Annotated in this window: 17 protein-coding genes, 1 tRNA gene and 1 pseudogene; 5 read left to right on the top strand and 14 right to left on the bottom strand. The window is 65.7% G+C overall.

The window, feature by feature from the left end:
• The first annotated feature begins 50 nt into the window (after positions 1-50).
• A complete protein-coding gene (locus LRS09_RS07705) occupies positions 51-851 on the top strand; it encodes an endonuclease/exonuclease/phosphatase family protein (RefSeq protein ID WP_257805188.1) in 801 nt (266 codons plus the stop codon).
• Between the two features lie 156 nt (positions 852-1,007).
• Here LRS09_RS07705 and LRS09_RS07700 read toward each other — a convergent pair.
• The 9 genes from LRS09_RS07700 to tolQ form a co-directional block, all read right to left on the bottom strand.
• Positions 1,008-1,097, bottom strand: a tRNA-Ser gene (locus LRS09_RS07700).
• 393 nt (positions 1,098-1,490) lie between these two features.
• Positions 1,491-3,431 carry an ATP-dependent zinc metalloprotease FtsH gene (ftsH, locus tag LRS09_RS07695; RefSeq protein ID WP_257805187.1) on the bottom strand — a complete coding sequence of 647 codons (1,941 nt, stop codon included), beginning with the start codon at positions 3,429-3,431 and terminating at the stop codon, positions 1,491-1,493.
• Positions 3,432-3,536: 105 nt separating this feature from the next.
• Complete coding sequence (gene tilS, locus LRS09_RS07690) at positions 3,537-4,901, bottom strand: tRNA lysidine(34) synthetase TilS (RefSeq protein WP_257805186.1); 1,365 nt, start codon at positions 4,899-4,901, stop codon at positions 3,537-3,539.
• Positions 4,895-5,902, bottom strand: a complete 1,008-nt coding sequence (gene ybgF, locus LRS09_RS07685; protein WP_257805185.1) for a tol-pal system protein YbgF — start codon at positions 5,900-5,902, stop codon at positions 4,895-4,897. The genes tilS and ybgF overlap by 7 nt, the downstream gene beginning before the upstream one ends.
• A gap of 176 nt (positions 5,903-6,078) precedes the next feature.
• A complete protein-coding gene (pal, locus tag LRS09_RS07680; RefSeq protein ID WP_257805184.1) occupies positions 6,079-6,585 on the bottom strand; it encodes a peptidoglycan-associated lipoprotein Pal in 507 nt (168 codons plus the stop codon).
• A 191-nt stretch (positions 6,586-6,776) separates the two neighbouring features.
• Positions 6,777-8,063 carry a Tol-Pal system beta propeller repeat protein TolB gene (gene tolB, locus LRS09_RS07675; protein WP_257810152.1) on the bottom strand — a complete coding sequence of 429 codons (1,287 nt, stop codon included), beginning with the start codon at positions 8,061-8,063 and terminating at the stop codon, positions 6,777-6,779.
• A 56-nt stretch (positions 8,064-8,119) separates the two neighbouring features.
• Positions 8,120-9,238 (bottom strand): hypothetical protein, encoded by a 1,119-nt coding sequence (locus tag LRS09_RS07670; RefSeq protein WP_257805182.1) that lies wholly within the window; start codon positions 9,236-9,238, stop codon positions 8,120-8,122.
• Between the two features lie 9 nt (positions 9,239-9,247).
• A complete protein-coding gene (gene tolR, locus LRS09_RS07665) occupies positions 9,248-9,700 on the bottom strand; it encodes a protein TolR (RefSeq protein WP_257805181.1) in 453 nt (150 codons plus the stop codon).
• A 24-nt stretch (positions 9,701-9,724) separates the two neighbouring features.
• Positions 9,725-10,438 carry a protein TolQ gene (gene tolQ, locus LRS09_RS07660; protein WP_257805180.1) on the bottom strand — a complete coding sequence of 238 codons (714 nt, stop codon included), beginning with the start codon at positions 10,436-10,438 and terminating at the stop codon, positions 9,725-9,727.
• Between the two features lie 435 nt (positions 10,439-10,873).
• Here tolQ and LRS09_RS07655 point away from each other — a divergent pair, with 435 nt between their 5' ends.
• The 3 genes from LRS09_RS07655 to LRS09_RS07645 all read left to right on the top strand — a co-directional run bounded on the left by LRS09_RS07655 (position 10,874) and on the right by LRS09_RS07645 (position 14,762).
• Positions 10,874-11,842 (top strand): hypothetical protein, encoded by a 969-nt coding sequence (locus LRS09_RS07655; protein ID WP_257805179.1) that lies wholly within the window; start codon positions 10,874-10,876, stop codon positions 11,840-11,842.
• Positions 11,843-12,717: 875 nt separating this feature from the next.
• A complete protein-coding gene (locus LRS09_RS07650) occupies positions 12,718-14,001 on the top strand; it encodes a reverse transcriptase domain-containing protein (protein ID WP_257805178.1) in 1,284 nt (427 codons plus the stop codon).
• A gap of 302 nt (positions 14,002-14,303) precedes the next feature.
• Positions 14,304-14,762 (top strand): hypothetical protein, encoded by a 459-nt coding sequence (locus LRS09_RS07645; protein WP_257805177.1) that lies wholly within the window; start codon positions 14,304-14,306, stop codon positions 14,760-14,762.
• Between the two features lie 81 nt (positions 14,763-14,843).
• Here LRS09_RS07645 and ybgC read toward each other — a convergent pair whose 3' ends face one another.
• On the bottom strand, positions 14,844-15,314 hold the full coding sequence (ybgC, locus tag LRS09_RS07640; protein ID WP_257805176.1) for a tol-pal system-associated acyl-CoA thioesterase: 471 nt from the start codon (positions 15,312-15,314) through the stop codon (positions 14,844-14,846).
• Between the two features lie 58 nt (positions 15,315-15,372).
• On the opposite strand from ybgC, the gene LRS09_RS07635 reads away from it, so the two are divergent.
• A complete protein-coding gene (locus LRS09_RS07635; RefSeq protein ID WP_257805175.1) occupies positions 15,373-16,632 on the top strand; it encodes a glycoside hydrolase family 5 protein in 1,260 nt (419 codons plus the stop codon).
• A gap of 52 nt (positions 16,633-16,684) precedes the next feature.
• Here LRS09_RS07635 and LRS09_RS07630 read toward each other — a convergent pair whose 3' ends face one another.
• The 4 genes and pseudogenes from LRS09_RS07630 to LRS09_RS07615 all read right to left on the bottom strand — a co-directional run bounded on the left by LRS09_RS07630 (position 16,685) and on the right by LRS09_RS07615 (position 18,738).
• Positions 16,685-16,945: a hypothetical protein gene (locus LRS09_RS07630; protein ID WP_257805174.1), complete on the bottom strand. Its 261-nt coding sequence runs from the start codon at positions 16,943-16,945 to the stop codon at positions 16,685-16,687.
• Positions 16,946-17,094: 149 nt separating this feature from the next.
• Positions 17,095-18,128: pseudogene (gene ruvB / locus LRS09_RS07625) on the bottom strand (Holliday junction branch migration DNA helicase RuvB).
• Positions 18,125-18,562, bottom strand: a complete 438-nt coding sequence (locus LRS09_RS07620; protein WP_257810151.1) for a PIN domain-containing protein — start codon at positions 18,560-18,562, stop codon at positions 18,125-18,127. Before LRS09_RS07620 ends, ruvB begins: the two are co-directional and overlap by 4 nt.
• Positions 18,562-18,738 carry a hypothetical protein gene (locus tag LRS09_RS07615; protein WP_257805173.1) on the bottom strand — a complete coding sequence of 59 codons (177 nt, stop codon included), beginning with the start codon at positions 18,736-18,738 and terminating at the stop codon, positions 18,562-18,564. Before LRS09_RS07615 ends, LRS09_RS07620 begins: the two co-directional genes overlap by 1 nt.
• Between the last annotated feature and the right edge of the window lie 14 nt (positions 18,739-18,752).

The following is an 18,752-nucleotide window of genomic DNA, read 5'->3' as shown; positions in this document are numbered from 1 at the left end:
TTCTCCAATGCCGTGAAAGTCGGGTTCGCGAGACTCCGAGGGACAGATCCGTGAAAATAATGTGCCTGAACGGCTGGGGTGGAAAGCTGCACGGAAAGCTGTTGCCCTATGTCGAAATCAGCGATCCCGACGTCCTGTGCCTTCAGGAAGTCATTCACAGCCCTGAGTCCGAGAAGGACTGGCTGACCTATCGTGATGGCGATCACGTGCTGCCCCAGCGCGCCAACTTCTTTCGCGATGTATCGAATGCCTTGCCCGGTCACGTCGCAATCTTCTGTCCTGCGGCGCAGGGCGTTCTCTGGGACGGGGACCAACCGGTCCCGTCGCAATGGGGGCTGGCCACGTTCGTGCGGCGATCCTTCCCCATCGTCGGCCAGATTCAGGGCTTTGTTCACAAGGGCTTTTCGCCGGTTGGCTACGGCGATCATCCGCGATCCCGCAGCGCCCATGGCGTCAGGGTCTATGACTACGCTGCCGAGCGGGCCGTCAGCATCACGCATATGCACGGACTGCGCGATCTGAACGGCAAGTTGGACACCCCCGAACGTGCTGCGCAGGCACGAAGGTTGCTCGATCTTTCCCGGCAGATTTCAGAGCCGGGTGACGTGGTGGTGGTCTGCGGTGACTTCAACGTCGAACCAGGCAGCGAAACGCTCGCGATCCTCGCCAATGCCGGACTGTACGAACTGGTGACAGGGCGCGGCATCGAAACCACCCGAAGCGCCCAATACGGGAAGCCGGGTCGGTTCGCGGACTATATGCTCGTGAATCGCGAAGAGGCCGTGAAGTCGTTCGACGTCATTCACGACCCGGAAGTCTCGGATCACTGTCCTCTGGTTCTTCAGCTGTAGCCAGAACGTCTAGGCGGCCGTCCACCCTTCGCGCTCCACGATCACCCCTGTCCGCCCCGGATCGCCCCACGCGAAGGCCACCTACACCCGCTTCGATTGCCGGCAATATAGCGCCGGTGAAGCTATTTCCTGGAGTGCGCGGCAATCGGCGGCGAATGGCGGAGAGGGAGGGATTCGAACCCCCGATGGGCTTGCACCCATGCCGCATTTCGAGTGCGGTGCATTCGACCACTCTGCCACCTCTCCGGATCGCGTGGTCGCGCCAGAAGGCGCGGCAGACACATAGCTAAGCAGCGCCGCCGAAACAAGACGCAAATCGCGCATTTTCGCAACGTGCGCCGAGGTCGATGGACCCCGGCCGCCGCAGGGGTGGCCGCAGGGCCGTTAAGCAAGCGCTGGTCGCAGGGCGGGAGGCTGTGGGAGCGCTGTGCGGGCCGCCGAGCGGCCACCGCTGCCTGGCGGCGAGCACGGGGGAGCGGGGCGTCCTTGCTCTCGCGCCGGAAGGCCCTGCACGCGGCTGGCGAGGCGAACGGCCGCGCCGGCGCAGGATCGGCGCGGCGGCCCGGCTGCGGCTCGCAGCCGGTGACAAAACAGGAAAGGGCGCCGGTGGGCGCCCTTTCGATGTCTGTTCCGCAGCCTCTACTGCGGCTGCGGCTCCATGCCGCCTTCGGGCTCGGGGCCCTTCTTGCGGCGGCCGCCGCCGGTCGCACCGGCCTTGGGCACGGCAGAGCCGCGCGAGGGCGGGGTGTCGTCGCCGAGGTCGCGCGCCGGCTTCTCGCCCTTGATCAGCTGGCGGATCTCGTCGCCCGATAGCGTCTCGTATTCGAGCAGGCCCTCGGCGATCGCGATCCATTCCTTCTTGTGCTTGGTCAGGATGCGCTTGGCCTCGACATAGGCGTCGTCGATCAGGCGGCGCACCTCGGCGTCGATGATCTGCGCCGTCTCCTCCGAGACGTTCTGCGTGCGCGCCACCGAATGGCCGAGGAAGACCTCTTCCTGGTTCTCGCCATAGGCGACGTGGCCGAGCTTGTCGGAGAAGCCCCAGCGGGTGACCATGGCGCGCGCCAGCTTGGTCGCCTGCTCGATGTCGGACGAGGCGCCCGAGGTGATGTTCTCCTTGCCGAACTTGATCTCCTCGGCGACGCGGCCGCCCATCATGATGACGAGGCGCGAGATCATCCACTTGTAGCTCATCGAGTAGCGGTCGCCCTCGGGCAGCTGCATGACCATGCCGAGCGCGCGGCCGCGCGGGATGATGGTCGCCTTGTGCAGCGGGTCGGCCACCGGCACGTGCAGCGCGGTGATGGCGTGGCCGGCCTCGTGATAGGCGGTCAGCTCCTTCTCGGCCTGCGTCATGGCGTTGGAGCGGCGCTCCGCGCCCATCATGATCTTGTCCTTGGCGTCCTCGAACTCGGCCATGGTAACCAGCCGCTTGTTGCGGCGGGCGGCCATCAGGGCGGCCTCGTTGACGAGGTTCATCAGGTCGGCGCCGGAGAAGCCGGGCGTGCCGCGGGCGAGCACCTTGAGGTCGACATTCGGCGCCAGCGGCACGTTGCGGACGTGAACCTTGAGGATCTTCTCGCGGCCGATGATGTCCGGGTTCGGCACCACGACCTGGCGGTCGAAGCGGCCCGGGCGCAGCAGCGCGGGGTCCAGGACGTCGGGGCGGTTGGTGGCGGCGATGAGGATGATGCCCTCGTTCGCCTCGAAGCCGTCCATCTCGACCAGCAGCTGGTTCAGCGTCTGCTCGCGCTCGTCGTTGCCGCCGCCGAGGCCGGCGCCGCGATGGCGGCCGACCGCGTCGATCTCGTCGATGAAGATGATGCAGGGCGCGTTCTTCTTCGCCTGCTCGAACATGTCGCGCACGCGGCTTGCGCCGACGCCGACGAACATCTCGACGAAGTCGGAGCCCGAAATGGTGAAGAAGGGCACGTTCGCCTCGCCGGCGACGGCGCGGGCGATGAGCGTCTTACCCGTGCCGGGAGGGCCGACGAGCAGCACGCCGCGCGGGATCTTGCCGCCCAGGCGCTGGAACTTCTGCGGGTCGCGCAGGAACTCGACGATCTCCTCGAGGTCCTGCTTGGCCTCGTCCACGCCGGCGACGTCCTGGAAGGTGACGCGGCCATGCGCCTCGGTCAGAAGCTTGGCCTTGGACTTGCCGAAGCCCATGGCGCGGCCGGAGCCGGACTGCATCTGGCGCATGAAGAAGATCCAGACGCCGAGGATGAGCAGCATCGGCAGCCAGCCGATCAGCATCGAGAAGATCGAGCCGGAGCCGTCGTTCTCGGGACGCGCATTGATGGTGACGTTCTTGCCTTCAAGGCGCGAGACCAGCGTCGTGTCGCCGGGGGAATAGGTCTGGAAGCCGGTGGAGCTGTCGGAATAGGTGCCGCTGATGCGGTCGCCCGCGATCGTCACCGATTTCACGCGGCCCGAATCGACGTCCTGGAGGAATTCGGAATAGGCCACCTCGCGCGAAACGCCGCGCTGCTGTGGGTTCTGCTGGAACAGGTTGAACAGCGCGATCAGGAGCACGGCGATGATCGCCCAGAGCGCGAGGTTGCGATAATTCGGATTCATCTCTTGTCCCGCTGGCGTCGCAGAGGCCGACGCCCGTCAGAGTGGGTGTTGCTGCCTAACATAGGTAGACCCGCACACCTTGCCAAGCACGCCGCTACCATTGGGTTAAGCTTCCGGTGCAGTGTGGCCGGCATAAGGCGGCGGGGGCGGCAATTCGCCGCCGACGAGCTTCATCAGCGCCCGCGCGGGCGCGAGGTCGAAGGCGGGCAGGATACGCGCGAAGGGGGCTGCCAGCGGCACCGCGAACGGCTGGGTGGGTAAGGGGGATGAATCCGCATCCGATCGCCCGTCGAGCGGTCCGAGGCATTCCGCGCTGCGGAAGAGGGCCGGGCGGGCCGCCGCCGCGGCGCGGGCCAGCGCCGGCGGCACGCCTGACGCCTCGTCCGCGCGCCCGCCGCCGAAGCGTCCGGCCGGTCCGATCGTCTCGCCCTCGACATTGCCGAGCCGGAACCGTCCGTCCCAGATCTGTCCGTTGAGGGCGGGCCCTGGTTCCGGCAGGCCGCGCGCCTCGCGATAGAGGAAAATCGCGTCGCCCCGCCGCTCGACCGTCGCGCGCGCCAGCGAGGCGCGGAAGGCAGGTTCGCCGAAGCGGTCGAGCAGGGCGGCCGTCCTGGGGTCGTCCGGCAGATGCCCGCCGCCGCCGGCCGTCGCCAGCAGCAGCCTGAGCGCATAGGTCGCCGCGTCACGCGGCGCGGCGCGGAAAACATTGGCCGCGAGGCGGACCAGGCCGGGGGCGGGGAGGGCGCAGGTCGCGATCAGCGCCGCGGCCGCTTCGCCCAGCCGCTCGCGTTCCCGCGCGCCCTCTCGCGCCGTCTCGATCGCCCGCGCGAACGCGGCCGGGTCTGCAAGCCTGCGCCGTGCGCGCACGCGCTCATAGGCCGCATCCTCGTTGGTCGGGTCGTCGACCCAGCCGATGCCCTCGGCGCGCAGATAGTCCCTGAGTGCTGCCCGGCGCGTCGCCAGCAGCGGCCGCACCAGCCACAGCCGGCCGTCGAGCAGTGTGTCGGGCGCCATGCCGGCGAGCCCGCGGCCCTCGCCGCGCTCGGCGCGCATCGCCACCGTCTCGGCCTGGTCGTCCTCGGTGTGGCCGGTGAGAAGCAGCGTCGCGCCGACATCGTCCGCCGCCTCCGCCAGCAGGCGGTAGCGCGCGTCCCTTGCCGCTGCCGACAGGCCGGTGGCGGGCTTGTCGCCGTGCCATGCGCGGATCAGGTGGCTTACGCCGAGCGTCGCGCAGAACGCGCCGACATCCTCGGCCTCCCGCGCCGAATCTGGCCGCAACGCATGGTCGACGGTCACCGCGACGATGCGCGTGCGGACGAGATGCCGCGACAGGAGATGCAGCAGCGCAATCGAATCCCCGCCGCCGGAAACGGCGACCACGACGGCTGGCGATGTTGTGAAGTCGATGCCTGCGAACAGGCGGTCCGGGGCGAGGCCGGCCGGATCTTGTCCGGAAGCGGCGGTCAGCACCCGGCGAGCGCGCGTTCCTGCTTCACCCGCTCCTTGAAGGAGCTCGAGCTGTTCGGATAGCGCTGGTTGATCTTGGTGAAGGTGGCGCAGGCGACGTCGCGCTGGTTGAGCGCGGAAAGCGATACGCCGAGTTTGAGCAGCATGTCGGGCGACTTGCGGGCATTGGGGAAGGAGCGGTTGGCGTCGACGAACACCTCGGCCGCGTCGCGGTAGCGCTGCTGGCCGAGCAGGGACTCGCCCAGCCAGTAGCGGGCGTCGGCGGTCTGCGAGTCGGAAGGGAACCTTTCGATGTGCTGGCGGAAGCCCGCTTCCGCCGTGCCGTAGTCGCCGGACAGGATCGCCTCGTAGGAGTTGCGGTAGAGCTCCTGAGGATCGCTGGAGGAGGGCGAGACGGCGGCGACGGTGGCGCCGTCGGTGTTGGCCTGCGCCTCGTTTACCGCGTCCGGGTCGAGCGTGCCGCCGACCACATTGCCGTCCTTGTCGAAGACGATCGAGCCGAGCGGCTTCTCCGGCGCGCCGGGGCCGGCGGCGGGCGCCTGCGTGATCGAAGGCGACGGCTGTGACGGCGGCGGCAGGGCGCCTTCCTGGACCTCGGCGACACTCTTGCGCGGCTCGGCTGACGGGGCCGTATTGCCGGCGTCGGACTTCTTCTGCTCCAGCTCCTGCAGGCGGAAGTCGACGTCCTCCTGCATCTTGCGCATCTGCTCCTGCATCTGGAGGATCTGGAAGTTCATCTCCTCGACCCGGCCGTTGAGCTGGCGGATCTGCTCCTCGAGGCCGACCACGCGCGGGTCGCTCGCCTGGGCGAGCTGGTAGACCGGCTCGGCAGGCGTCTCGCTGGAGCGCAGCGGCAGGAGGCTGCTGACGGCGGCCGGGAACACATCGAAGGGCGAATCGTCGACGATCTCGGTGGCGGTTGCGTCGTCGTCGGCCGCATCGGCCGGCGTCAGGGCCGCAAGCGGCAGCGCAAGCGCGCCAAGGACAAGGGAAAGCAATCTCATGGGCGGTCTGACCTGGGCGTGTCTGGACTTGTGAAGGAGAACGCGAGCGCTCCCCTTCGTTCGGCGGATAAATGGCCGGCAGAGTTCGGCCAAATTTTGTTTACAGTGCCCGCTTGAATGCGAAAAGCGGCCACGAGGGCCGCCAGTCGGGAATTTGCGCCGGTGTTGCGCGGAAGTCAGCTTCCCTGGCCGCCCAGAACGGTCACGGCGCGGCGGTTCTGCGTCTGGCACGAGGCGTCGTCGCACAGCGCCACCGGCTTTTCCTTGCCGTAGGAGATGGTGCGCATGCGGCTCGCCGACACGCCCTGGGCCGCGAGGTAGTCGCGGGTGGCGGCGGCGCGGCGGGCGCCGAGCGCGATGTTGTATTCGCGCGTGCCGCGCTCGTCGGCATGGCCTTCGACCGTGATCTTGTAGTTGGAGTAGCGGTTCAGCCACTGCGCCTGCTTGGCCAGCGTCTGCTGCGCGTCGGCGCGGATCACCGAGGAATCGGTGTCGAAGAAGATGCGGTCGCCGACGTTCAGCGTGAAGTCCTGCGAGGAGCCGGGAGCGGCATTGTTGCCGGCGTTGAGGCCGAGGTCGGCGGCAGAGTTCGGCGCCTTCTTCGAGGCGCAGCCGGTAACGGCGAGAGCCGCGATCAGCGCGATGGCGACGGGGTTCGTGGTGAGTGCTGCGATACGGCGCATCCGCGCGGCTCCTTCGCAATTTTACTGTTTTCGTTGATCCCTGAGTAACCACATCTGGGTTAACCGCCGCTCAACGAACATGGTTAATGAAACGTCACCCGGCCCCCTCGATCGGCTCGATGCTGGTATGACGGGATTGGCGCGCCGCGGTGGCCGCAATGCGGCGAAACCGCGGCTTTTCAGCCTTGCCGCTACTCGCGCAGCGGCGACCAGGCGGGATCCGAGGCGAAGTTCGGCGTCGGGATCTGCTGTTCGTTGCGGCCGGTCAGGTCGACGGAGAAGAGCTTCGGCCCGCCTGAGCCCGCCGCCTGGCGGAAGAACATCACGACGCGGCCGTTCGGCGCCCAGGTCGGGCCTTCCTGCAGGTTGCCGCTCGACAGGATGCGCTCGCCCGAGCCGTCGGGGCGCATCACGCCGATCTGGAACTCGCCGCCGGTCTGCTTGGTGAAGGCGATCAGGTCGCCGCGCGGCGACCAGACCGGGGTCGAATACTTGCCGCCGCCGAAGGAGATGCGGTTCGGGTTCGAGCCGTCGGAGCCCATCACGTAGAGCTGCTCGGAGCCCGCGCGGTCGGAGGTGAAGACGATCTGCGATCCGTCGGGCGAATAGGACGGCGAGGTGTCGATCGCGTTCGAGGTCGTCAGCCGCGTCATCTGGCGGTTGCGCAGGTCCATGGTGAACAGGTTCGACACGCCGTTCATCTCGAGGCTCAGGATCACGCGCTGGCCGTCGGGCGAGAAGCGCGGCGAGAAGCTCATCCCGTTCGAGCCGCCCAGCGCCTCGCGCTGCCCCGTCTCGATCTGCAGCAGGTAGACGCTCGGCTGCGCTCCTGAGTTCGGATAGGACATGTAGGTGATTTCCTGCCGGATCGGCGAGAAGCGCGGCGTCAGCTCGATCTCGCGGCCGTCGGACAGGTAGCGCAGGTTGGCGCCGTCCTGGTCCATGATCGCCAGCCGCTTCTTGCGCGCATTGCGCGGGCCGGACTCGTCGACGAACACAACGCGGGTGTCGAAATAGCCCTTTTCGCCGGTCAGCCGCTCGTAGATCGCGTCGGCGATGATGTGCGCCACGCGGCGCGAATTGCTCTTGGTGGCGAAGAACTGCTCGCCGGCGAGCTGCTGGCCGCCGAACGTGTCCCACAGCCGGAACTCGGCGCGCAGGCGCCCGTCCGCCTCCTCGGTGACGCGGCCGGTCACCAGCGCCTGGGCGTTGATCACCTTCCAGTCCTCGAAGCGCGGGGCCGCGTCCGGGTTGGAGATCTTCTCGATGAAGGCGGCCTTGTCGATCGGCGCGAACAGGCCCGAACGCCGCAGGTCGGCGGCGACGATGCCGGAGATCTCGGCGCCGAGCGCGTCCGCGGACAGGAAGTCCGTCACTGCGATCGGCAGCGGCTCGATCGTGCCCTTGTTGACGTCGATCTCGAGCTGCGCGCTGGCGCCCGTCACCATGGCGGGCAGGGTGGCGGCGGCAAGCGCCATCGCAACGATCAGTGGCTTGAGGATAGAGTTCATCTTCTCTCGCTTCTGCTGTCCGATCAGAACATGTCGCTGGGATCGAAGTTCACGACGACTTCGGCCCACGTCTCGTATTTGTCGGCGGGGAGGTTGAAGGGCGCGCATTTGGAGACGGCGCGCACGGCGGATTCGGCGGCGGTCCGGCCCGGACCCGAGGAGGCGCCGCCGCGGATGACTTCCGGACGCGCCTCGAGCTCGCCCGCCCGGTCGAGGCGGAAGCGCACCGACACCTTCAACAGCTCGGCGTCGTCGACGCCGGCCGGGATGCTCCAGCAGCTGGCGAGGCGCTGGCGCAGCGCGTCCATCTCGCTCGCCGACAGCTTCTGCGCGCTGCTCGGCCGGTCGGCGCCGAGGGACGCGGTCTGTTCCGAGCGCTTCGCGCCGCCGCCGGCGGGCTTTTCCTTGGTCACCAGCGCCTTTGCCTGGTCGAGGATCGATTCCAGGTCCTGGTCGGTGGAGGCGGTCTTGTCCTGTGTCGGCTTGGTCGGCTTCTTCTCTTCCGCCTTCGCGACTTCGCGCGCCAGCGGCTGCGGACGGGCCTCCGGCCGCGGCAGCTGGTCGGGAAACTCCATGGCCGGGGCCGTCTCGGTGGAGGCGGTCGTCTCGGGTGCCGGAGCGGGCGTCGGCGTCGGTTCGGGCTTCGGCTGCGGCAGTTCCGCGACCTTCTCCGGCTGCGGCGCAGGCTTGGGCTCCGGCTTTGCCTCGACAGGCTGCGGCGCGGGCTTCGGTTCCGGCTTCGCCTCGGCGGGCTTGGGCTCTGGCTTCGGCTCGGGCTTCGCTTCGACAGGCTTCGGCTCGGGCTTCGGGGCCGGTTCCGGCTTGGGCGCGGAGGCCGTGTCGATCTTGCGCGGCGAGGCCTCGGGCTTCGGCACGTCGTCGAGGTCGATGTCGTTGTTGCCGATCGTCTTGGCGTCCGGCACGGTGTGCGGACGCTCGGTCTGCTTCGGCGCCGGCTTCTCGGCCTGTTTCGCGGTCTTGTCGCCCTGCTGGAGCTGGGTCAGCTCCTCCATCGGAATCAGGTCCACCGGCACGGCCTGCACGTCGCCGACGTCATGTGCCGGCGGGGCCGACAGCGTGACGAGGCCGAATGCGATCAGCGCCGCATGCATGACCAGCGATGTGGACAGCCCTGCCTTCATCGGTGGGGACTATTCCTGTTCCTGGAGGGTGATCAGGCCGAGGTTCTTGAACCCGGCCGCGGAGATGCGGGCCATCACCTGCATCACGGTGCCGTATTGCGAGGCCTTGTCGGCGCGCACGTAGATGCGCTCCTCGTAGCCGGTCTTCGAGATCGCCTCGAGCTTCGGCACGACTTCCTCGATCGGGATCTCGGTCTCCTGCAGGTAGATCTGGCCCTTGTCGTTGACGGAGACCGTGATCGGCTGCGTCTCCGCGTTCAGCGGCTTGGCCTGCGTCTCCGGCAGGTCGATCGGCACGCCGACGGTCATCATCGGCGCCGCGACCATGAAGATGATCAGCAGCACCAGCATGACGTCCACCAGCGGCGTGACGTTGATTTCCGACACCGGCGCGCGCGAACCGCGCCTGCGTCCCCCGCGTCTACCGCCTCCGCCGTTCGCGGCTCCAGCTGACATTCCCATGGTCGTCTCCTGTCAGCCGTTGCGTCAGGCCGCCTTCTGGCCGACCTTCTCATCGATCTGTCGCGAGAGTATGGCGGAGAACTCGTCCGCGAACCCTTCCATGCGCGCGCCGATCTTGCCGGCGTCGGCCGTCAGCTTGTTGTAGGCGATGACGGCCGGAATGGCGGCCAGCAGGCCGATGGCGGTGGCCAGAAGCGCCTCGGCGATGCCGGGCGCGACGACCGCGAGCGAGGTCGACTTCGAGCCGGCGATCGCCTGGAACGAGGTCATGATGCCGACGACCGTGCCGAACAGGCCGATGAACGGGCCGGCCGAGCCGACCGAGGCGAGGAAGCCGAGGCGGCTTTCCAGCCGCTCCATCTCGCGCGACAGCGCCAGGTCCATCGCCTTGTCGATGCGCATCTGCAGGCCCATCGGCGTGCGCGCGCCCTTCTCGAAGCTCTTCTTCCACTCGCGCATCGCGGCGACGAAGATCGAGCCCATGCCGGTCGTCTTGCGGTCGGAGAGGGTGCGGTAGAGCTCCTCCAGCGACTGACCCGACCAGAACACCTGCTCGAAGCGGTTCAGCGCCGCGCGCATGCGGCCGTAGGCGATGGTCTTGTCGATGATGATGGCCCAGGTCCAGATCGAGGCGGCGAGCAGGCCGATCATCACCAGTTTGACGACCCAGCCGGCCTGCCAGAAGAGTTCCCAGATCGAGAGTTCGCCGCCGGTGGTTGCGAGAGGCAAAGTTTCCATGAAGTGACTGTCCCAGAAAGACGGGCCTTGCAGCGGCTAGCCCACGCGCACCGTCCCAAATCGTTCCGCACCGGTTGCCGGGTCTTTCGTCCCCCGACCGCCGGAAATGCCCCGAATGCGCCAGATGGCGCCTTTTCGTGAGCAATTTTGGTCAAAGGAAGGCGCAGTGGATTCACTACGATTTCCCTTTGGTTCTTAATGGACCGTTATGGTTAAGGAGGCGTGAACGCCCGGTCGCCGCGAGCGGCGAGCCGATGATCCGGTGGATCATCGGCAGGGTGTGGAAGTGAGATGGAGGTGCCCGACCCGCGTGGTGCGAGGAACACTACAACCGTAGAGCGGAGGGACGAGTGATGCACCGGCGAAGCAGCAGACTGTCCGCCTGAAGCAGGTCCGTTACAGCATGAAAGTCTCCGACAGGAAGCGACGCCATTGTTGCCGAAGCCTATTGCTAGCGATACTTCTGAAACCGTGGAAAAAATTCTATATCTCGATCAAAATGCATGGGTGTCGATGGCACGTGGCGCTTGGGACAAGACCAGCTATCCGCAGGATCACGTAAGGCTGGTAAAAGTGGTCGAAGCGCTTCAGCAGCAGCGCTTTATCGTCCCACTAAGCTTCGCAAATATTTACGAAACCTTGAAGATTAATGACCCGGTCCGCCGGGCCAATATGGCGCGAGTCCAAGTGACGATCAGCGGGGGCCGGGTCTTTCGCGGCCGCCGTCGTATATTGGATGAGACGCTCGCAGCATATCTGGCCGACAAATTTGCGATCAGGCGAGCATCGCCAGAGTCGCACTGGTTCCTGTCCAATCTATGGTTCGAAGCGGCCGCCGATTATTCGCCCGGGGTGTTCGGCATCGCGCTATCAGACGCGGTCCTCGAATACATGCGCTCAGACCCCGCAAGGGCGCTTTTCGACTATCTAACCGCCAGTGATGAGGATGTGAGGCGCGAAGGTGTTAGGCGATTCAGTGCTGGCTCGGCCGATCTCGTCGCCGGGATCGAAGCACGCCGGGCTATCGTCGCCTCCGAAACGTTGGCGTTGCGCAAACGCGCTTACGCCGCGCGCTTGATTGTCGATGAGCTTGACTTCATTCTTGCAACTGGCCGACGGCTTGGGCTGAACTGGAATGATGTACGCGACATTGAACCTTCGTTGGTCCGTAGTATCCCTGCTGACGTACCGATCCTCGCTACGGAGAGGGAACTCGCTGTCAGACTCGAGGATCAGATAAGGCCGATCGCGGAGAACGACCTACGCGACATGTCGGCCTTTGCCACAGTCTTGCCGCTCGCCGATATCGTCATCGGGGAGAAGACGTTCGTCAATCTTGCCCTACAGGCCCGGCTCGGCAAGACTTATGGTACACGGCTCCTAACCTCCCTTGATGAGCTTTGACCCGCGGGGTGCAGCGGCTAACTGAATGGCCTATCTCCCAACCCCGCTGCTGAGAAATGTTCGGCTAACGTAGAGAGAGCCAACGTCCAGGAACGACCGCTTACCTGTCATACCGAGGGTCGTTGGCGCCCCCAAGCGGGTCAACCGTGCTGGGACGACAAAGGCGCAGAGGGCGTGGGGTCCCCGAGTGAAACGCCAAGTAGCGTGTCCAGGCTGAGTTAGCTTCTGGGTGTGAATAATGGCTGATGTCTTCGAGAGAACACTTGAAGAACATCTGCGGCTTGTGCATAATTTGCATCTGAACATTCGCCTTCATGTCGGCGGCTGGAATATCCAGGGCGTTCGAGGTGGAGTGCGGCGGCGAGGCGGTGGCGCAGGTCACGGTCTCATCCGCGCAGAATGGGCGGCAACGTACCTCTGCAGTGGTCAGACCCGACCGTTCCGATGAGATGAAGCTAGCCGTAACCCTCTCTGTTTCAGGTTCCTGTTTGGCGGCTGGACCCATTTATTTCACGGGCCGGGCGGTCCCGCCGCGCGAGCGAGCGGCGCCCTTGCCCCAAGTCCCAAAAAGGCTAAGGTCAGGTAGGAGGTGCAACTTATGCGCGCTGCAAGCAAAAACGTGCCAAGTCAGCACGGGCCGGGAGCCGTCCGCGTCGCCTGACGCGCTGGTTCATCGGGTTGGCATTCGCCTTCATGTCGGCGGCTGGATTATCCAGGGCGTTCGAGGTGGAGTGCGGCGGCGAGGCGGTGGCGCAGGTCACGGTCTCATCCGCGCAGAATGGGCGGCAACGTACCTCTGCAGTGGTCAGCGCCTGTCGGACGGGTAGGGCTCACAAACAGGACCCTAAGGACTTTTGAGATCGCCATCGCCTCTCATGAAATTGGTGCAGAGCAAGGCAACGCTGCACAAAGCATGGCGCGTCATCCAAGAGAATGCGCAGACCTCCACTTCGCTCGACGTCCGCGCTGAGGTTGATGAGTTCGCGGCCGATCCACAGAAGAACATCAACGTTCTAAGTGGTCAGCTGTCTGCCGGCAGCTTCCGATTTCCCGAAGCCAAGGGAATTCCAGTAGCCAAGAAGAACGCAGACGGTAGCAAAAGCGCCAAGTTCCGTCCGCTCGTGCTGGCCCCGCTACGTTCGCGTATCGTCCAGCGCGCGGTACTTGAGGCGCTGGAGACGGTTCCCGGACTCAAGCCGTATTTTCACAATCCCAACAGCTTCGGCGGTATCAAGAAGCAGAAGAATGGGCTTGCAGCGGTCCCCGCCGCTGTCCAAGCTGTGCTCACAGCAATCGGCAATGGCGGCACCCACGTAGCGTTTGCCGACATACGCGCCTTCTTCACCAAGATACCTAAACCTCTCGTGACAGACATTATTGCGAAAGTCACAGAAGATCCAACGTTCGTGGCGCTGTTTAAGGATGCAATTAGGCTCGAACTATCAAATATGGCCGAGCTTAAGGAGAAAGCACAGGCCTTCCCCATAGAGGCTATTGGGGTCGCCCAGGGCAATTCTTTGTCGCCTCTGCTGGGCAACATCCTGCTTCACGACTTTGATCGTCGCATGAACGAAGGCGACTGCGTGTGCGTTCGGTATATCGACGACTTTATCATTCTCGCGCCTTCAGGAGCGGCCGCCAAAGCTCGTATGCGGCTGGCCATCACCATCCTAGCCGAGTTCGGGATGACCCTCTCCGAGGAAAAGTCTTCGACGGCACCACTTAGAGTTTCGAACAAGTTCGACTGGCTTGGAATCGAGTTTAATAATGGCTTTATCCGTCCCTCATCGAAGGCGATTTCGAAACTGGAGTTGAATGTAAAGAAGCGCTTCAACGAAAGCGCTAAGGGTATGCGGGAGACAAAAAGAGGTGAGGCCATCCCGCGAAAACATTCACTCGTAGCGACCCTCAATCGGACAGACAGCATAATTCGCGGGTGGGGCAAGCACTACCGCTTCTGTAACGATGATGCACTGTTTGGCCGAATCGATGCAAAAATGGCTGGCTTGGTAGGGGCCTTCCTCGGCGAGTATCGAGACATCAAGAGGCAACGTGACATCAAGGATGCGGCGTCCCTACTGGGTATCGAGGAGCTCGCCCGGCAGGAGCGCAATCCGCTGGTCTGGCGATTAAAGGAGGCCAAGTCCGAGATGGCCTAGTGCCTGCTTCGAGGATCGCCCTGGCGCGAGGGAAGGAGATACGTGCCGTCCGCTGCCGAAGCGCGGCGGCTGTCTGAACGGCCGCTTGCGCGACTACGCTCCCAGAAGCGGACCTTCCGCAATCCACCCCATCCCTGTCATCCTGCGTCTACCTCCCCCGCGAGCGGCACAGCGCCTCTCCGCGATGCATCGATTTCCGCCCGTTCTCACCTAACCCCTTGTTCCCGTTAGCGTCCGAAATCTTTTCATCCACGCCTTCCAAACATGCCCCACACTACGGCCGGTGAAACGGGGAGCCGGCGATGGGCTGGAGGGCGAAGGCGGGGAGGGAACAGGCGTTAAAGGCGAGGATCGTCATGCGCCTCTTCTCGATCGCCGACATGGCCGAACAGGCCGCCGGCCGGTCGTTCTGGGTCCGCTGGTGCGTGCTGTGGGCCGCCTGGCAGGCGAATGAGCTACTCAGGGCCTATGTCGAAGGCACGCTCCGGAACTCCGCACGCGGGACCTGGACGCCCGTCCCAATGCCGGCCGGCTTCGGCAGCAATCCCTTCGATGCCGAGGACATTGCCGATTCACTCAGGGCATTCGGGCACTACATGCAGGCCGTCGCGGCACATCTGTGCCGCCTGTCGTTCCTGCACCGTGGGCTGGCCTCCGACGAGGCTGGCAATGAGGGCAACGCGATCCACGGCCTCGACGCATTCATCGAGAGGCTTGCACTCGCCGCCGCCGTGCCGGTCGAGCTGCGCGACACGTCCTGAGCAACTCCAGCGTAGCCTGCCCTGTTTCCGCCCGCGCAAACCCTGCACGGGCGACGCCTTCGCACGCCCGAACGCAGGCCCTCAGCCCTGCGGCATGAACGCCTCGACCCATTCCTTCGGAAACCGCCGCGGCCGGCCGCTCTCCGAGACGATCGCCGCCTCGACCTTGGCCTCGACCAGCACCTGGCCGTCGCGCGACAGTTTCTGCGCCATGAAGATGCGCGCGCCGGAGACGTTTTCGGTGATCGTGTCGATCGTCAGCACGTCGTCGATCCTGGCCGAGCCCTTGAAGTCGATCTCCATGCGGCGCACCACCCAGACCAGCTTCTCGCCGTGCTTGCCGTCGGCGAGCTCGGTGTGGTGCACGCCGGCCAGCCGCAGGAAATCGGAGCGGCCGCGCTCGAAGAATTCGAGATAGCGCGCATGGTAGACCACGCCGGAGAAATCCGTGTCGGCATAATAGACCCGCACCACGTGGCGGTGGCCCGTGGACGTCAGCACCCCTGCGAGGGGGATTGCGTCGGGCGCGCCCGATTCACCATGATCGGCCATTCGACTTTCCTTTCCCTGCGCCGCCTGACAAAGACGGAGCGAACCGGAGGCGGACCGGATGCCATTTCTCGTTCGGACGATCAAGCGGGCGCTGACGGCGGCGGCCGTGGCGCTGGCATTTGCCGTGCCCGCCGCCGCTGCCACCTTCGAGGCCCATCGCGGCATCAACCTCGACATCTGGACGACCTGGCCCGACGAGAGCCGCTGGAGCGAGCGCGACGCGATCCTGCCCTTTCCGGAATGGCGCAAGTCCGTCACCGAGGCCGACCTCGCGGCGCTGAAGGCGGCGGGCCTCGACTTCGTGCGCATGCCGGTCGATCCCTCGCCGTTCCTGTCGCCTGAGACGGAGGGGCTGCGGGACGACCTGTTCGCCTCGGTGCTCTCTTCTGCCCGCATGGCCAACGCCGCCGGCCTCAAGGTGATCGTCGACCTGCACCTGATGCCGGCCGGCTCCAACCGCTCCATCGGCATGGGCCAGGTAATGCAGGATCCGGCCCTGTTCGACCGCTATGTCGAGCTGGTCCGCCAGATGGGCCGCCTGCTGGCGAAGGAAGACCCGTCGCGTCTTGCCTTCGAGCTGATGAACGAGCCGACGCTTGCCTGCCAGGGCGCGGAGCAGCGGGACTGGGAGGACCGGCTGACGCGCATCTTCGCCGCCGCGCGGGCGTCGGCCACCCGCCTGACGCTCGTCCTGTCGGGAAGCTGCTGGGGCACGGCCGAGGGCCTTTCCGCGCTCGACCCGAAGATCGTGCCCGACGCCAATGTGATCTGGAGCTTCCACTCCTACGCGCCGTTTCTCCTGACGCATCAGGGCGCGACCTGGGCGGGCGACTTCATCCCCCACGTCACCGGGCTTCCCTATCCGCTCGACGCCGTGCCGAAGGCCGATCTCGACGCGGCGATCGAAAATGTCCGCGCCGCCATCCGCCGCGACGCGCCCTGGGCGCGCCGGCCCGGCATGCTCGCCTATCTCGACGAGCAGATCGCCGCCCTCGACACGCCGGACAAGCTCGCGGCCGCGCTTGCGCAGCCCTTCGACCTTGTCGAGCGATGGGCCGCGAAGAACGGCGTGCCGCCCGCCGAAATCATCCTCGGCGAGTTCGGCATGATCCGTCAGGAATACGGCACCCAGACCATCATGCCTGCCCGCTACCGCGCGGCCTACCTGCACGACATGATCTCGCTGGCCGAGAAGCGCGGCTACGCCTGGTCGATGTGGGGCTACGGCGGCGCCTTCGGCATCGTCGAGGAATTCGACGGCCGCAAGGCCGAGCCGGACGTGATGGACATGATCCGCGGCCTCGGCCGCGGCGGCTGAGGCGGTCTGTTCCTGGTTCAAGTTTGACTGGCAGCAGCGAGGACATATACCGCTACAGGCAGCCGTGCTCGTGCTCGAAGCCGGTTGCTTCCGACAAGGTGTCAGCGGAGTCGAAGGCTACGACGACGTAGTGCTTGATCTGGCAGGGAAAGCGATCGGCTTCGCGAACGTAGACGTCCTTTCCGAGCTCGAGCTCGCTGCGATAGCGCCAGGCAGTTGTCTCTGTCGCCCGCTCGAATCCGGCCTTCATAATCGAACGTTCGACGCTCTGTCGATCGGCGTTGTTCTGAAGCGGCTCGGGCGTCAACGGCACTGGCGTTCCCCAGACGGTCGACTGAGAAATTATCCGCCGAGTGAGAGAGTTTGCGAGAAGCTCCGGACGGGCGGTCATCCAGATAACTGCTGATAGGACGGCGATCGCAAGTCCGGTTGCGCTCAGCAACAGGATCCGTCGAAACCCCATCACTCGTCCTCGAACAGCGTCGACTGGACAAACGTCTCCCGCGGCGCCTCCAGCCCCAGATGCCGCCAGGCGATCGCGGTCAGCACCCGCCCGCGCGGCGTGCGCTGCAGGAAGCCCTGCTGGATGAGGTCGGCTCGATGATGTCCTCGATCGCATCGCGCGGCTCGGAGAGGCCCGCCGCGATCGTCTCGACGCCGACCGGCCCGCCGCCGAAATTGCGGGCGATCATGCTGAGGTAGCGCCGGTCGAGCGCGTCGAGGCCGAGGCTGTCCACTTCGAGCCGGGTCAGCGCCTCGTCGGCGATCCGCCGCGTCACCTCGCCGGCGCCCGCCACGGTGGCGAAGTCGCGCACGCGCCTCAGCAGCCGGCCGGCGATGCGCGGCGTGCCGCGGGCGCGGCGGGCGATCTCCAGCGCGCCGTCGTCGCTCATCGGCAGCCCCAGGATGCGCGCCCCGCGCCGCACGATCAGCTCCAGTTCCTCGACCGTATAGAAATTGAGCCTGACCGGGATGCCGAACCTGTCGCGCAACGGGTTGGTGATCAGGCCGAGGCGGGTGGTCGCTGCGACCAGCGTGAACTTCGCCAGGTCGATCTTCACCGAGCGCGCCGCCGGGCCTTCGCCGATGATCAGGTCGAGCTGGTAGTCCTCCATCGCCGGATAGAGGATCTCCTCCACCGCCGGGTTCAGCCGGTGGATCTCGTCGATGAACAGGACGTCGCGGTCTTCCAGATTGGTGAGCAGCGCCGCGAGATCGCCCGCCTTGGCGATCACCGGGCCGGAGGTCGAGCGGAAGTTGACGCCCATCTCGCGCGCCATGATCTGCGCCAGCGTCGTCTTGCCGAGCCCCGGCGGGCCGACGAAGAGCACATGGTCCAGCGCCTCGCCACGGCCCTTGGCGGCCTCCACGAACACCTTGAGATTGGCGCGCGCCGCGGCCTGGCCGACGAACTCGTCCAGCGTCTGCGGCCGCAGCGTCCCATCCGCGTCCTCACCGCGCTTGTCGCCGGACACGAGGCGGGGGGAAAGGGTCATGCGCTTGGTCCACTGCCGGAAAGCGATGAAGCCGCCCCCAGGTCTTTCATCGATTCGACGCCTTTCACGGCGTCCCGGTCAAATGTGTAGGTGAGGCTGCAGCCGGCTTCGACGTTCCGTCCGGCAAGGAGCGCGTCCGCGAATTCGGCTCGCCCCTGCCGATAGGCAGAGAGCGCCTGCGCAACAGCTTCGGAGCTTTCGACATCGACGTGCCTTATGGAGAGAAGTTGTCGCATCATCTCATAGAGGGTCTGCTTGGGAACCCTGTAACGGCTGCGAAGCACCCAGAAGATTTCGAGGACAGCCGAAATCCCGATGTAACCGCGACGCTCCTCACGAAGAGAGGCAAGCAGGTCACGTGCCTGCACGGACTGCTGCAGATCATCGTTCAGCAGCACGCGCAGGAGTATGTTCGCATCCACGCCGATGCGCATCACGCCGCTTCATCCTTGCTCCCAGATCTATCGTCTTTCTTGGCGAAATGCTCCTCCACCGCGTCGCGATAATCCTCCACGCTGGTGTCTGGAATTGCATAGTCCTTCAGGAGTCCGAACAGGCTCTCGGCAGGTCTGTTGCGAGGAATGATCTCGTAGTGCCCATCGATCAGCATACTGAATTACGTCC

The organism is Mesorhizobium sp. J428 (genome assembly GCF_024699925.1).
GTDB lineage: Bacteria > Pseudomonadota > Alphaproteobacteria > Rhizobiales > Rhizobiaceae > Mesorhizobium_A.
Note: the sequence above shows the minus strand (reverse complement) of the source record. Positions and strands in the feature narration are given on the sequence as shown.